This window comes from Aminobacter niigataensis, assembly GCF_014200015.1.
GTDB classification, from domain to species: domain Bacteria; phylum Pseudomonadota; class Alphaproteobacteria; order Rhizobiales; family Rhizobiaceae; genus Aminobacter; species Aminobacter niigataensis.
The window spans coordinates 44,053-57,363 of the sequence record NZ_JACHOT010000007.1; the positions used below are offsets into that span (position 1 = coordinate 44,053).

Here is a 13,311-nt window from a genome sequence, read left to right on the forward strand (position 1 = left end):
CTGGAAAGGTGCCGTGACCATGAAAAAAGACAAGGAAAGCAAGAAGGCTGAAGCCGGCCATGCGGCTCCGACCGCGGATGCGGCACCGAAAGCCGGCCCGGTCGAGATCAAGATCGGCAAGGACGAGCGCACCTTCGACATCAACGACCCCAACCTTCCCGACTGGATCGACAAGAAGGCGCTTAAATCAGGGAACTACCCCTACGACGACAAGCTGCCGCAAAAGGAATACGAGCAGACGCTCGAGCATTTGCAGGTCGAACTGGTCAAGCTGCAGGCCTGGCTGCAAGCCACCGGCAAGCGGGTGCTGGTGCTGTTCGAGGGGCGCGACGCGGCCGGCAAGGGCGGCACCATCTCCGCGGTGCGCGAATACATGAACCCGCGCACGGCGCGCAACGTCGCGCTGACCAAGCCCACCGAGACCGAACGCGGCCAATGGTACTTCCAGCGCTATGTCGCACAGTTCCCGACGGCCGGCGAATTCGTCACCTTCGACCGCTCCTGGTACAACCGGGCAGGCGTCGAGCCGGTGATGGGGTTCTGCACCCCCGAACAGCACCGGCAGTTTCTCGACGAGACGCCCCATTTCGAACAGATGATCGTCAACGAGGGCATCCACTTCTTCAAGTTCTGGCTCGACATCAGCCAGGAGATGCAGCTCAAGCGTTTCCATGACCGGCGCCACAGCGCACTGAAGAGCTGGAAGTTCTCGCCGATGGACATCGCCGGCATCAGCAAGTGGGACGACTACACCAGGGCGGTCGAACTGATGGTCGACAAGACCCACACCAAACACGCGCCATGGATCGTCGTGCAGGCCAACGACAAGCGGCGCGGACGGATCGCCGTCATCCGCCACATCCTGCGCGCGCTGGCCTATGACGGCCGCGACCTCGACGAGGTCGGTCGGCCCGACGGCAAGATCATCGCCGAGGGCCTGAAATTCCTGAAGGATTGAAGCTCAGAACGCACGAGCCTTGCGATGCGGCGTCTTCGCCCAATGGTGCGGACGCCGCCAGAGCTCGTAGAGCGCGCACCATGCCGCCCATGACAGCATCGTCCAATAGACCGGCGTGAACAGGCACAGCTTCCAGAAGCCGCGCCGGTCCCTGGGCTTGAGCACTAGCCAGCCGAGGAACAGGAAGGCGCCATAGCCGAGCAGGATGCTGATGACGTCGAAGGCGACGAGATAGGACTGCCACAGGCTCATCGGCACGTCGAACAGCACCTGTACGGCCAGGCCCAGCAGCATCGCGATCAGCACCAGATGCAGCAGCGACGACAGCACCATGCCGGCAAACAGGATCTGCGTGACGACGAAAGAAACGAGCGGCAGTTCAGAGGCCAAGGCGCTTGGCTCGCGCATATGCACCAGCCAGGTCTGTATCCAGCCCTTGAACCAGCGGACGCGCTGATTGTGCCACGCGACAAGGTCCTCGGGGCCATCCTCGCGGGTCGCGCAGGACAGCGTCTCGCAGCGGTAGCCATGGCGGGCCAGGCGCAGCGCGAGGTCGGCGTCCTCGGTGACGTTGTAGGGGTCCCAGCCACCGACCTCGTCGAGCACTTCGCGACGGAAGTGGTTCGACGTGCCGCCCAGCGGCAGCATGATCCGGTTGTGGGCGAGCCAGGGCAAAAGGCCGCGAAACAGCGCCGCATATTCGAAACCGAACATGTTGGCGATCAGGCCGGCACGCCGGTTTGCGATTTCGAGCGGCGCCTGCAGGCACGCCAGTTCGCGGCCGGATGCCTCGAAGCGCCGCCAGGCCTCGGCGAGCTGCATCGGGTGAGGCCTGTCTTCGGCGTCGTAGAGCACGACCAGTTCACCGCGCGCCAGCGGCAGGGCATAGGACAGGGCCTTGGGCTTGGTGCGTGGCAGCGATGGCGGCACCAGCACGACTTCGACGCAGGCGCGCAAAGGGTGGGCCCTGATCGCCGCGATGGTCTCTGTATCGTCCGCCTCGCACACCAGCTTGATCTCGATCTTGCTGCGCGGCCACTGCAGCATGCCGAGCCCGACGAGCAGGTCGGGCACCACGTCGGCCTCGCGGTAGAGTGCAACCAGCACCGAATAAACCGGCAGGTCGGGCGAAAGCGGCAGCGAGATCGGCATCTGCACAACGGGCGGACGCGCGATCGCGGCGATGGCGCGCAATGCGGAGCAGGCGATGAAAAAGGAAACCAGCAACAGGTGCAGGGCAAAAAGTGCCAGCATCGGCACGGTGGCGACGGCGAAAGGCAACAACACCGTCAGCATGCCGAGGCTGTAGGTCTGCCACGGCCAGAACACGTTGCGTGCCGAACAGTCGGGCCTGTTGTCGTGGAGATTGCCCACCGCAAATCGCGTCAGCATCGGGCGAGAGCGCTCCAGCAAGGCTTCCCGCAGTAGCGATGGTGCCGCCACCTTGATGCGCAGCCGGAGATCCGGGCTGGCTTGGCAACGCTGCTTCAGCAGGCGCCAGCCCGCCTGGTCCGGCGCAACAATCCCCGTGTGGCGTCCCGGTGCCTCGCACAGTCTGGCAAATATTGCCCGGCCGGTGCGGTGGAATTGCGCCCAACAGGCCTCGTCGGTCATCAGCAGCCGTTGCGGATCGATCGAGGTCAGGCATTCGATCTCGATCTCGTCGGCCATCGCCGCAAAAAAGGCCTGCTCCGGGACCTCGCCGGATGCCAGCAATTCCGTCTGGAAGGTCGTGCCATGGAAGGCCGCGCGCGAAGCGAATGCGAGGCGTTTTGCGAGCGGAAGTCCGAGCCGATCAAGTGCTGGCTGCAACTCCGGCAAGTTCGCCAGCGCAAGTTCGTAGACACCGTGGCTGTTGTCGTTGGCTTCTGTAAGGAAAGTCTGTTCGGGAGAGCCGACAGAAAAAGAGGGGCGGATGGCTGCGTGACTGGAGTCCGTCGCAACCATCACGCACCCACGGCCTGCGAGCCGCAAATTTGGATACTTCGATAGTCATCGAACCATGCCGCACCGACTGCTTGACGCAGCCTGCACGTTCGCGTGCATCCCCCCCGCGGCGACCGGTCCAGTCTCATTGCAACATCCCCAGTGCTGCAACTAACCCCGCGGCAATAGTGCATATCGCCACCCCGGACGCTATGCTCCAAACGGGTGAGACTCCCCTCGCTCAATATATCATGATATATCTCTTGCGAAATTCAGCTGCTTCGGATTGCCCTGCTGCACAATTGCTTTTCCTGGCCGCCTTCACGCGCTAAAGCTCTTGCCAACCATTCACAGTCCAGCGCATCCACCCGGATGCGGAAACGCTCTGTGAGAGACGTCGAACCACATCGTCGCTTGCAGGAGCGACGCGTCAGCCAGGGCCGGAGCGCACTCATGAAACCCGCACCGCAGTTGCTTGCGTTCGCGTTTTCGCTCGCAGCATTGCTTGGCCCGGCCAAGGCAGCCGAACCGCAAGTGCCGGTGTTGTGGGACAGCAAGGAGCGCCTGCAGAAGCCCGACCTGTCGACGCTGCCACGGCTGCGCTTCCTGACCACTACCGATTTTCCGCCCTTCAACTTCATCGACAAGAGCGGCAGGCTGTCGGGGTTCCATATCGACCTCGCTCGCGCGGTCTGCGCCGAACTCGGCATTGCCGAGAAATGCCAGATCCAGGCCCTGCCCTGGGCCGAACTCGACGGCGCGCTGAATTCGGGCGAAGGCGAGGCCATCATCGCCGGTGTGCCGGCGACCGCGGCGACGCGGGAGAAATACGCCTTCTCGCGGCCCTACCTCCAGTTCCCGGCGCGCTTTATCATGCGCAAGGCGCAAGCCGTCAGCGAGCCGCTCGTCGACAAGCTGCAAGGCAAGCGCGTCGGCGTGCTTGCCGGCTCGGCGCATGAGCGCGTGCTCCGCGACTATTTCGGCAGTGTGAAGGTTGTGACCTACACCAAGCCGGATTGGCTCAATGCCGACCTCAAGGACGGCAAGCTGGATGCTGTCTTTGGCGACGGCATGCGCCTGTCGTTCTGGCTTGCCGGAACGGATGCCGCCGGCTGCTGCCGCTTTGCCGGCGGTCCTTACCTGGCGCCGGAATATCTCGGCACCGGCCTGGCGATCGCTGCCAAGCCGGACAACGCGGCCCTTGCGACCGCCTTCGACTACGCGCTGCACGAGATCTCGGCCAAGGGCACCTTCGCCGAGCTCTATCTCAGGTATTTCCCGGTCAGCTTCTTCTAGCCGCCGTCAGGTCAGCGTGCGATGGCGCGCCTTGGTGGCGCGTTCGATCGCTGCAAGCGTCAGGGCGTCGACGCTAAGGTGCTTGCGCAGAAGCTGCAGCACCCGCACCTCCTCCATGCGCATCTCGAGATCGACCGAGGCGACCTCGAAGGCGGCCGCATAGGCGGTCTCGTGCAGCCGTTCGGGGATCACCCGCCTTGCCGTGTCGAGGATATCGTCGAGGCCGTTGTCGGCATGCAGCATCATCTGGCAATCCTGCGCCACCGCAATCAGGCGCTTGGCGTCGAAATCCAGGAAGATCGGCCATGTCCTGACCACCTCGCCGATCCGCGCCAGCTCGACATCGGTCATGTCGCGGTCCGATGCGGAGGTGACGACCATCAGGTAGATCAGCGCCTCGTGGGCGGTCGGCATGGGCATGAAATTCTCCAGAACGGGGTTGAATGCCACCAGAACTTAGGAACGCCGCGGCCCTCCCGCAACGAAAAATGGGCGGAATCGTTGACGCCCGCAGCATGCACGCATAGAGCATGGCCGTCTTCGGCGGAATTTCCGCCCAAATAAAAAGGGCTCTCGACATGACGAGATCAAACTCAATAGATCTCAACCCGGAAATCCTCGCGGCGGCTGCCGAAAGCAAAGCCTGGCCGTTCGAGGAAGCCAAGAAAATCGTCGAGCGCTACAAGAAAACCGGCCTTCCCGAGACCGTCCTGTTCGAGACCGGCTACGGCCCTTCGGGCCTGCCGCATATCGGCACGTTCGGCGAGGTAGCGCGCACCACGATGGTACGCCATGCCTTTCATGTGCTGACCGAAAACAAGGTCAAGACCAGGCTCCTGTGCTTCTCCGACGACATGGACGGCATGCGCAAGATCCCGGAGAACGTGCCGGACCGCGCCTTCCTCGAGCCGCACCTGCACAAGCCGCTGACTGCCGTACCCAACCCGTTCGGCGGCGACTATGCCAGCTTCGGCGATCACAACAACGCGATGCTGCGCCGCTTCCTGGACACCTTCGGCTTCGACTACGAGTTCGCCAGCGCGACCGAGTACTACAGGGCAGGCAAGTTCGACGCGATGCTGCTGCGGGCCGCCGAGCGCTACGACCAGATCATGGCCGTGATGCTGCCGACGCTCGGCGAGGAGCGTCAGGCGACCTATAGCCCGTTCCTGCCGATCTCGCCGAAGAGCGGCCGCGTGCTCTACGTGCCGATGAAGCACGTCGACGCCAAGGCCGGCACCATCACCTTCGACGACGAAGGCACCGAAACCACGCTGTCGGTCACCGGCGGCAAGGTCAAGCTGCAGTGGAAGCCGGATTTCGGCATGCGCTGGGCAGCTCTCAACGTCGATTTCGAGATGTTCGGCAAGGATCACCAGACCAATGCGGTGATCTACGACCGCATCTGCAACCTGCTCGGCGGGCGGGCGCCGGAGCATTTCGTCTACGAGCTGTTCCTCGACGAGAACGGCCAGAAGATCTCCAAGTCCAAGGGCAACGGGCTGACCATTGACGAATGGCTGACCTACGCGCCGACCGAAAGCCTCGGCCTCTACATGTACCAGCGGCCGCGCCAGGCCAAGAAGCTCTATTTCGACGTCATCCCGAAGGCGGTGGACGAGTACTACAGCTTCCTCTCCGCCTATCCCCGGCAGGCGTGGAAGGAACGGCTGGGCAATCCGGTCTGGCACATGCACTCGGGCAACCCGCCCGTCGTCGACATGCCGGTGCCGTTCTCGATGCTGCTCAACCTCGTCAGCGCCTCCAACGCGCACGACAAGGGCGTGTTGTGGGGCTTCATCTCGCGCCATGCGCCCGGCGTGACGCCTGAGACGCATCCGGAACTCGACAAGCTGACCGGCTATGCCGTCCGTTACTTCGACGATTTCGTGAAGCCGACGAAGACCTTCAGGGCGGCCGACGACGTCGAACGTGCGGCACTGGAAGCGCTGGAGAAGGCGCTCAGCGCGCTGCCGGCTGGTGCCGACGGTGAAGCCATCCAGAACGCCTCGCTCAATGTCGCCCGCCAGATCGAGCGCTACCAGGACCACACCAAGCAGAGCCCGGAAGGCGGCCCCGGCGTATCCGGCGCCTTCTTCCAGATGATCTACCAGGTTCTGATCGGCCAGGAGCGCGGCCCGCGCTTCGGCTCCTTCGCAGCGCTTTACGGCATCGCCGAGACCCGGGCGCTGATCCGCAGCGCGCTGGAAGGCAAGCTGGCAGCGTAGGATCGAAAAAAGGCCGGCTGTCGCAGCCGGCCTTTTTCATTGCGGCGAGCTATTGGTATCCGGCTCCGTCGCAGGCGGCGCCTCGACCTCGGGCAGGCTGGTTCCGCTCGGCGACAGCGTCATTTCGATGCGCTCGGGTGCCGCCCCGAAAATGCCCTTCTTCTCCGCCTCGGCCTTGGCGCCGGCCTCGGCATAGGGGCCGTTGGCGTCCGCCCTGACCCAGCCATTGGCCACCAGCCATTCGCCGACATCCTGCTTGCCGACGCGGCACCTGGCGACGATCACGCCGCGCTCGGCATCGGGCGGCACATCGCAGACCACGGCACGCGAGCGCAGGAAACTGCGGAACGCCGTGCGGGCACGCACGCCGCAGTTCCACTCCTTGCCCTCGAACGAACATTTCTCGCTCGTTTCGACAGCCGTCACGCCCGATATCGCCACGCTGAAACCCTTGGCCTCGATCAGGCCGGCGGCAGAAGCGACTGGCCGGAACAAGGTCGTGCCGTCCCAGTCGTCAGGCATCTTCGGCTTCGGCGGCAGGGCCAGGCTCAACTCGCTCAATGGCGCCCGCGGCGCCTCGCGCACCAGCCCGCCCTGCTCAAGCGCGGGCGGCACGATTTCATCTGGCGCCACGGCGCGCGAGATGGCTTCAGGCTCGGCCTGCGGCGCGGACGGCGCAACGGCAGCCGTATTGCCGTCTTCAGGTGGAAGCGCCTCACCTCCATCTTCAGGCGGAAGTGCCTGCTGGATGTCGGCCTCGTCGATGACGTCGACGGACGGCGCCTCGATGGCGGCCAGCCTCTGCCCGCCCAGCGAGACGAGCAAGGTGGCGATGCCGAAAGCGGCGGCTGCGATGGCTATGGCTGCGGGGCGCATGGATCCCTACTGGCTCGCCCAGACGATGCGGGCCACCCACTCGACCTCGGCCGTCTGGAAACGCCTGTTGGGGTGCTCGGGGTTCAGCGAAAGCAGTTCGATCACGCTTTGCGTCTGCCGCTCCAGCACCTTGGCCATGACTTCGCCCGAGATCGTCTTGACCACGACGCGGTCGCCCTTGCGCACGGCAGCACCGGGCTCGACGATCAGCACGTCTCCGTTGCGGTAGAGCGGCAGCATCGAGTCGCCCTGCACTTCGAGCGCGTAGGAGTTGTCGGTGGCGCGCGCCGGAAGCTCTATCAGTTCCCAGCCCTGGCCGGCCGGAAAGCCGGCATCGTCGAAGAAGCCGCCCGCGCCCGCCTGGGCGAAGCCGAGCAGCGGCACGCCCGCCGCCTGTTCGCGGCCCCTCGCCTTGCCGGCAGCCTTCACCGGCTCGACGAAACCCAAAAACTCCTCGAGCGAGGAATTGGTGGCGTCGATGATCTTGGCGAGCGACTCCGTCGAGGGCCAGCGCGGCCTGCCATCGACGGACTGGCGCTTGGATTTGTTGAACGCGGTCGAGTCGAGCCCGGCCTTCTTGGCGAGGCCCGACGCCGAAAGCGAATAACGCTCGGCGAGAGCATCGATCGCGGCCCAGACACGTTCGTGCGAGAGCATGGCGCCCCCTCAAGACAGGAAAAAATACCTTTCGGCATTTAACCACGCCAGTTGCAATTGTCCACCGGCAAAGCAGGCAAACAGACAACGATCAGCCCATCAGAACAGGCGTCAGCGCTCGGACTTCGCCAACGTCCTCAACCCCTTGTGCGAAGCGATGAATATCCGCTCTTCCTCGCTCACGTCGCGCGGCGCTGCCCCGTCGTAGCCCAGTTCGGCGACCAGGTCGTCGATCTGCACGAAGCGCCTATTGCCGCGGTCATAGACCCCGGCACTGGTCATGATGAGGGCCGCCGTCTCGCCGTTGTCGAGCACGAAGCGGTGCTTGCCGATGACTTCGGAACCGCTCCAGGTTTCGATCGAGGACACCACCTCGAAGCTGCGCCAGAGCCTGATCTCGCGCACGAACACCGTCTGCAGCCCACCGAGCATCGGCGCCCAGCCGCGCTTGCGGGCGAGCTCGATCAGGCCCGAGCGCATGAAGATGTCGATGCGGCCGACATCGGCCAGCATCATGTAGCGCGCATTGTTGAGATGCATGTTGAAGTCGATGTCGGTCGGCAGGCAGCGGAATGACAACCGGCCCTCATCGCCAAAACGGTAAGGGCCGCGACGGGATGCCGTCGCGGCCATGCGTGCCAGTCTTGCCCAGACGTACATGCTGCGTCAGGCCGCCTTCTTTTCCTCGGCCTTGGCGTAGGGATCGAAGCGCTGGTAGAAGCTCTCGCCCTTCTCGGCCATCTCGATGAGAAGTTTCGGGGCCTTGAACTCGGCGCCGTATTTCTTCTGCAGGTCCTTGGCGATCTTGACGAACTTCTTGGCGCCGATGCCGTCGATGTAGGACAGCGCACCGCCGGTGTAGGGCGCGAAGCCGAAGGCGAGGATCGAGCCGACATCCGCTTCGCGCGGGTCGGTGACGATGCCTTCTTCCATCACGCGTGCTGCTTCGAGCGCGATGACCGAAAGCAGGCGCAGCTTGAGTTCCTCGACGTCGACCTTCTCGGGGGCGAGCTGCGGATAGAGGTCCTTGAGGCCGGGCCACAGCTTCTTCTTGGCGGGCTTTGCCGGATAGTCGTAGAAGCCCTTGGTGTTCTTGCGGCCGAGGCGGCCATGGGTATCGACCATGGTGTTGATCAGCGCCATCTGGCGCGGATCAACGGCTTTTTCGCCGAGGTCCCTGATGGTCTGCTTCATGATCTTCTGGGCGAGGTCGACCGCCGTCTCGTCGGTCAGCGCCAGCGGGCCGACCGGCATCCCGGCAGCCTTGGCGGCGTTTTCGATCATCGCCGCCGGCACGCCTTCGATCAGCATCTTGAAGGCTTCCGACATGTAGCGCAGCACGCAGCGGTTGACGTAGAAGCCGCGCGTGTCGTTGACGACGATCGGCGTCTTCTTGATGGCACGGACGAAATCCATCGCAACCGCAAGCGCCTTGTCGCCCGTCTTCTTGCCCATGATGATCTCGACCAGCATCATCTTGTCGACCGGCGAGAAGAAGTGGATGCCAATGAAGTTCTTCGGCCTGGCCGAGTTCTTGGCCAGCGAGGTGATCGGGATGGTCGAGGTGTTGGAGGCAAACACCGCCGACGACTTGATCACGGCTTCCGCCTTCTCGGTCGTGGCTTTCTTGACTTCCGAATCCTCGAATACCGCCTCGACCACGAGGTCGCAGCCGGCGAGATCGGCATAGTCTGCGGAAGGCGTGATCAGCGACAGAAGCTTCTCGCGATCCTCGGCCTTGGCGCGGCCCTTCTTGACCTGGTCGGAGATCAGGCTGTCGGAATGCGCCTTGCCCTTGTCGGCCGCTTCCTGGTCGCGGTCGACAAGCACCACCGGGATGCCGGCCTTGGCCGTCACAAAGGCAATGCCCGCGCCCATGAAGCCGGCGCCGATGATGCCGATCTTCTTGAACTTGGTGTCGGCAATGCCCTCGGGGCGGCGGGCGCCCTTGTTCAGTTCCTGCAGCGACACGAACAGCGAGCGGATCATCGCCGCAGCTTCCTTGGTCTGCATGATCTCGGTGAAGTAGCGCTGCTCGATGCGCAGGCCGGTGTCGAACGGCACTAGCAGGCCTTCATAGACGCATTTCAGGATCGCGGTCGCGGCCGGATAGTTGCCATAGGTCTCCCGGCGCAGGATGGCGATTGCCGGCGGCCAGAGGTTGGCGCCCGCCGCCGAATAGACGGGACCGCCCGGCAACTTGAAGCCCTTCTCGTCCCACGGCTGGACCGGCTTCAGGCCGTTCCTGATCATCGCCTTGGCGGTCTCGATCAGCTTCTTCGGCTCGGCAATCTCGTGGATCAGGCCCATGCCCTTCGCCTTCTGCGGCGACAGCGTCTGGCCCGAGGTCAGCATCTGCAGGGCCGACTGCGGATCAGCGAGCCTGGGCACGCGCTGGGTGCCGCCGGCGCCCGGGAAGATGCCGACCTTCACTTCCGGCAGGGCCATCTTGACCTTGTCGGAGTCCGCCGCGACGCGGCCGTGGCAGGCCAGCGACAGCTCGAAGGCGCCGCCCATGCAGGTGCCGTTGATCGCCGAAACCCACGGTTTTCCAGAGGTCTCGAGCTTGCGCCACAACGCGCCCATGCGGCCGGCATTGTCGAACAAGAGCTTCGCCGCCTTTTCCGGGTCCTTGGCCTTTTCCTTGGCGTAGAGCTTCAGCATTTTCTGCAGCATCGTGAGGTCGGCACCGCCCGAGAAAGTCTCCTTGCCGGAGGTGATGACGGCGCCCTTGATGCCGGCGTCGGCAACGACCTGGTCGATGATCTTGTCGAGCTCGTTCATCACCTCCTCGGTGAAGACGTTCATCGAGCGGTCGGGCATGTTCCAGGTCACGAGCGCAATGCCATCGGCATCGGTTTCGACCGTGAAGTTGGTGTAGGTCATGTCTGTCTCCTTCCGGGCGAAATCAAACGCGTTCGATGATCGTTGCGGTGCCCATGCCGGCGCCGATGCACAGCGTCACGAGAGCGGTGTTAAGGTCGCGGCGCTCGAGCTCGTCGAGCACGGTGCCGAAGATCATCGCACCGGTGGCGCCCAGCGGGTGGCCCATGGCGATCGCGCCGCCGTTGACGTTGATCCTGTCGTGCGGGATGTCGAAGGCCTGCATGTAGCGCAGCACCACCGAGGCGAAGGCTTCGTTCAGCTCGAACAGGTCGATGTCCGAGAGCTTCATCTTGGCGCGCTTGAGCAGCTTCTCGGTGACGTCGACCGGGCCGGTCAGCATCATCGCCGGCTCGGAGCCGATGTTGGAGAAGGCGCGGATGCGGGCGCGCGGCTTGAGACCAAGCGTCTTGCCGGCCTTCTTCGAGCCGAGCAGCACTGCGGCGGCACCGTCGACGATACCGGACGAATTGCCGGCATGGTGGACGTGGTTGATTTCTTCCAACTCGGGATAGCGCTGGACGGCAATCGCGTCGAAGCCGCCCATCTCGCCGGGGATGACGAAGGACGGGTTGAGCTGGCCCAGCGACTGCATGTCGGTGGTCGGGCGCATGTGCTCGTCATGGTCGAGGATGGTCAGGCCGTTCTGGTCCTTGACCGGCACGACCGACTTCTTGAAGTAGCCCTTCTCCCAGGCCTTGGCGGCGCGCTTCTGGCTCTCGACCGCGTAGCCGTCGACGTCGTCGCGGGAAAAGCCGTACTTGGTGGCGATCAGGTCGGCGGAAACGCCCTGCGGCATGAACCAGGCCGGAATGCCGACCGAGGGGTCCATGAACCAGGCGCCGCCCGACATGCCCATGCCGACGCGCGACATCGATTCCACGCCACCGGCAATGACGATCTCGTCGGCGCCCTGGGCGATCTTGGCAGCGCCGAAATTGATGGCGTCGAGACCCGACGCGCAGAAGCGCGAGATCTGCATGCCCGGTGCCTTGTTGTCGTAGCCGGCTTCGAAGGCGGCCGAGCGCGGGATCACCGAGCCGGCTTCGCCGACAGGATCGACGCAGCCGAAGATGATGTCGTCGACCTGCGCGGTGTCGAGCCCGTTGCGGTCACGCAGCGCTTCCAGCACCTTGGCGCCGAGGCGTACCGCCGGCACTTCGTGCAGCGATCCATCCTTCTTGCCCTTGCCGCGCGGCGTGCGCACGGCGTCATAGACAAAAGCGTCAGCCATTTTTCTGCTCCTTGGTTTCCGGACCGGCGGCTCAGAGCGAGCGCGCGATCAGCAACTTCATGATCTCGTTGGTGCCGCCATAGATGCGCTGCACGCGGGCATCGCGATACATGCGGGCGATCGGGTATTCATTCATGTAGCCATAGCCGCCAAACAATTGCAGGCATTCGTCGACGATCTTGCACTGCAGGTCCGACAGCCAATACTTGACCATCGACGCAGTTACCGGATCGAGCCCGCCGGAAATATGACGCGCGACGCAATCGTTGTAGAAGACGCGCCCGATGGTCGCCTCGGTCTTGAGCTCGGCCAGCTTGAACTGGGTGTTCTGGAAATCGAGGATCGCCTTGCCGAAGGCCTTGCGGTCCTTGACGTAGTCGATGGTCTCGGCCAGCGCGCGCTCGATCATGGCGATGGCGCCGGTGCCGATCTGCAGCCGCTCCTGCGGCAGCTGCTGCATCAGCTGGACGAAGCCCTGCCCCTCTTCCTGCCCGAGCAGGTTGGAGGTCGGCACGCGCACGTCGTTGAAAAACAGCTCCGAGGTGTCGTTGGCCTTCAGCCCGATCTTGTCGAGGTTGCGGCCGCGCTCGAAGCCATCGACCTCGTCGGTCTCGACAACGATCAGCGACGTGCCCTTGGCGCCCTTGGCCGGGTCGGTCTTGGTAACGACGATGATCAGATTGGCATGCTGGCCGTTGGTGATGAAGGTCTTGGAGCCGTTGATCCGGTACTGGTTGCCATCCTTCTCGGCGCGGGTCTTGACGCCCTGCAGGTCGGAGCCGGCACCCGGCTCGGTCATGGCGATGGCGCCGATCAGCTCGCCGGTCGCCATCTTCGGCAGCCACTTCTTCTTCTGCTCTTCCGAGCCATAGTGCAGGATGTAGGGGGCGACGATCGAATTGTGGAGCGCGATGCCGAAGCCGTCGACGCCGACATGGCCGATCGCCTCGATGATGGCGCTCTCATGGGCGAAAGTGCCGCCCGAGCCGCCATATTCCTCGGGCATCGAAGCGCAGAGCAGGCCGGCAGCACCCGCCTTCTCCCAGCTCGCGCGGTCGACCATCTCGTTCTTTTCGAACGCGTCGTAGTGCGGCAGGATTTCCTCGGACATGAAGCGGTGCGCCATGTCGTAGAGCATCGCCACGTCATCCGCCGCCCAGGCGGGTTTGGGGAGTCCGAGAATTTCAGCAGGAATTGTCGCCACGATCTCCTCCGCGTTTCGGCGCCGCAAACTTGGGACAGCCGCAAACGGC

At 64.0% G+C, this 13,311-nt stretch carries 11 protein-coding genes; 3 read left to right on the forward strand and 8 right to left on the reverse strand.

Going from position 1 to position 13,311, the window contains the following annotated elements; all coding sequences use genetic code 11:
• Positions 1–19 precede the first annotated feature (19 nt).
• Positions 20–958 carry a polyphosphate kinase 2 gene (gene ppk2 / locus GGQ99_RS20935; RefSeq protein WP_108609355.1) on the forward strand — a complete coding sequence of 313 codons (939 nt, stop codon included), beginning with the start codon at positions 20–22 and terminating at the stop codon, positions 956–958.
• Positions 959–961: 3 nt separating this feature from the next.
• Here the strand turns inward: ppk2 and GGQ99_RS20940 are convergent, their stop codons facing one another.
• Positions 962–2,905: a glycosyltransferase family 2 protein gene (locus tag GGQ99_RS20940; protein WP_183264049.1), complete on the reverse strand. Its 1,944-nt coding sequence runs from the start codon at positions 2,903–2,905 to the stop codon at positions 962–964.
• Between the two features lie 432 nt (positions 2,906–3,337).
• Between GGQ99_RS20940 and GGQ99_RS20945 the strand changes: the two genes are divergently transcribed.
• Positions 3,338–4,180 carry an ABC transporter substrate-binding protein gene (locus GGQ99_RS20945; RefSeq protein ID WP_183264050.1) on the forward strand — a complete coding sequence of 281 codons (843 nt, stop codon included), beginning with the start codon at positions 3,338–3,340 and terminating at the stop codon, positions 4,178–4,180.
• A gap of 6 nt (positions 4,181–4,186) precedes the next feature.
• Here the strand turns inward: GGQ99_RS20945 and GGQ99_RS20950 are convergent, their stop codons facing one another.
• Entirely contained in the window at positions 4,187–4,600 is a 414-nt protein-coding gene (locus tag GGQ99_RS20950; RefSeq protein ID WP_108610050.1) for a tellurite resistance TerB family protein, read from the reverse strand.
• A gap of 158 nt (positions 4,601–4,758) precedes the next feature.
• Here GGQ99_RS20950 and GGQ99_RS20955 point away from each other — a divergent pair, with 158 nt between their 5' ends.
• A complete protein-coding gene (locus GGQ99_RS20955; RefSeq protein WP_183264051.1) occupies positions 4,759–6,408 on the forward strand; it encodes a lysine--tRNA ligase in 1,650 nt (549 codons plus the stop codon).
• 36 nt (positions 6,409–6,444) lie between these two features.
• Here the strand turns inward: GGQ99_RS20955 and GGQ99_RS20960 are convergent, their stop codons facing one another.
• From GGQ99_RS20960 to GGQ99_RS20985, 6 genes are all read right to left on the reverse strand, one after another.
• Positions 6,445–7,284, reverse strand: a complete 840-nt coding sequence (locus GGQ99_RS20960; RefSeq protein WP_183264052.1) for a thermonuclease family protein — start codon at positions 7,282–7,284, stop codon at positions 6,445–6,447.
• A gap of 6 nt (positions 7,285–7,290) precedes the next feature.
• A complete protein-coding gene (locus GGQ99_RS20965; protein ID WP_183264053.1) occupies positions 7,291–7,941 on the reverse strand; it encodes a S24 family peptidase in 651 nt (216 codons plus the stop codon).
• Between the two features lie 111 nt (positions 7,942–8,052).
• Complete coding sequence (locus tag GGQ99_RS20970; protein WP_108609367.1) at positions 8,053–8,601, reverse strand: thioesterase family protein; 549 nt, start codon at positions 8,599–8,601, stop codon at positions 8,053–8,055.
• 6 nt (positions 8,602–8,607) lie between these two features.
• The gene (locus tag GGQ99_RS20975; RefSeq protein WP_183264054.1) at positions 8,608–10,827 is read right to left on the reverse strand and encodes a 3-hydroxyacyl-CoA dehydrogenase NAD-binding domain-containing protein; all 2,220 of its coding nucleotides are present in this window, start codon (positions 10,825–10,827) and stop codon (positions 8,608–8,610) included.
• A 22-nt stretch (positions 10,828–10,849) separates the two neighbouring features.
• Positions 10,850–12,058, reverse strand: a complete 1,209-nt coding sequence (locus GGQ99_RS20980) for an acetyl-CoA C-acetyltransferase (protein ID WP_183264055.1) — start codon at positions 12,056–12,058, stop codon at positions 10,850–10,852.
• A 31-nt stretch (positions 12,059–12,089) separates the two neighbouring features.
• Complete coding sequence (locus tag GGQ99_RS20985) at positions 12,090–13,262, reverse strand: acyl-CoA dehydrogenase family protein (protein WP_183264056.1); 1,173 nt, start codon at positions 13,260–13,262, stop codon at positions 12,090–12,092.
• Positions 13,263–13,311 lie beyond the last annotated feature (49 nt).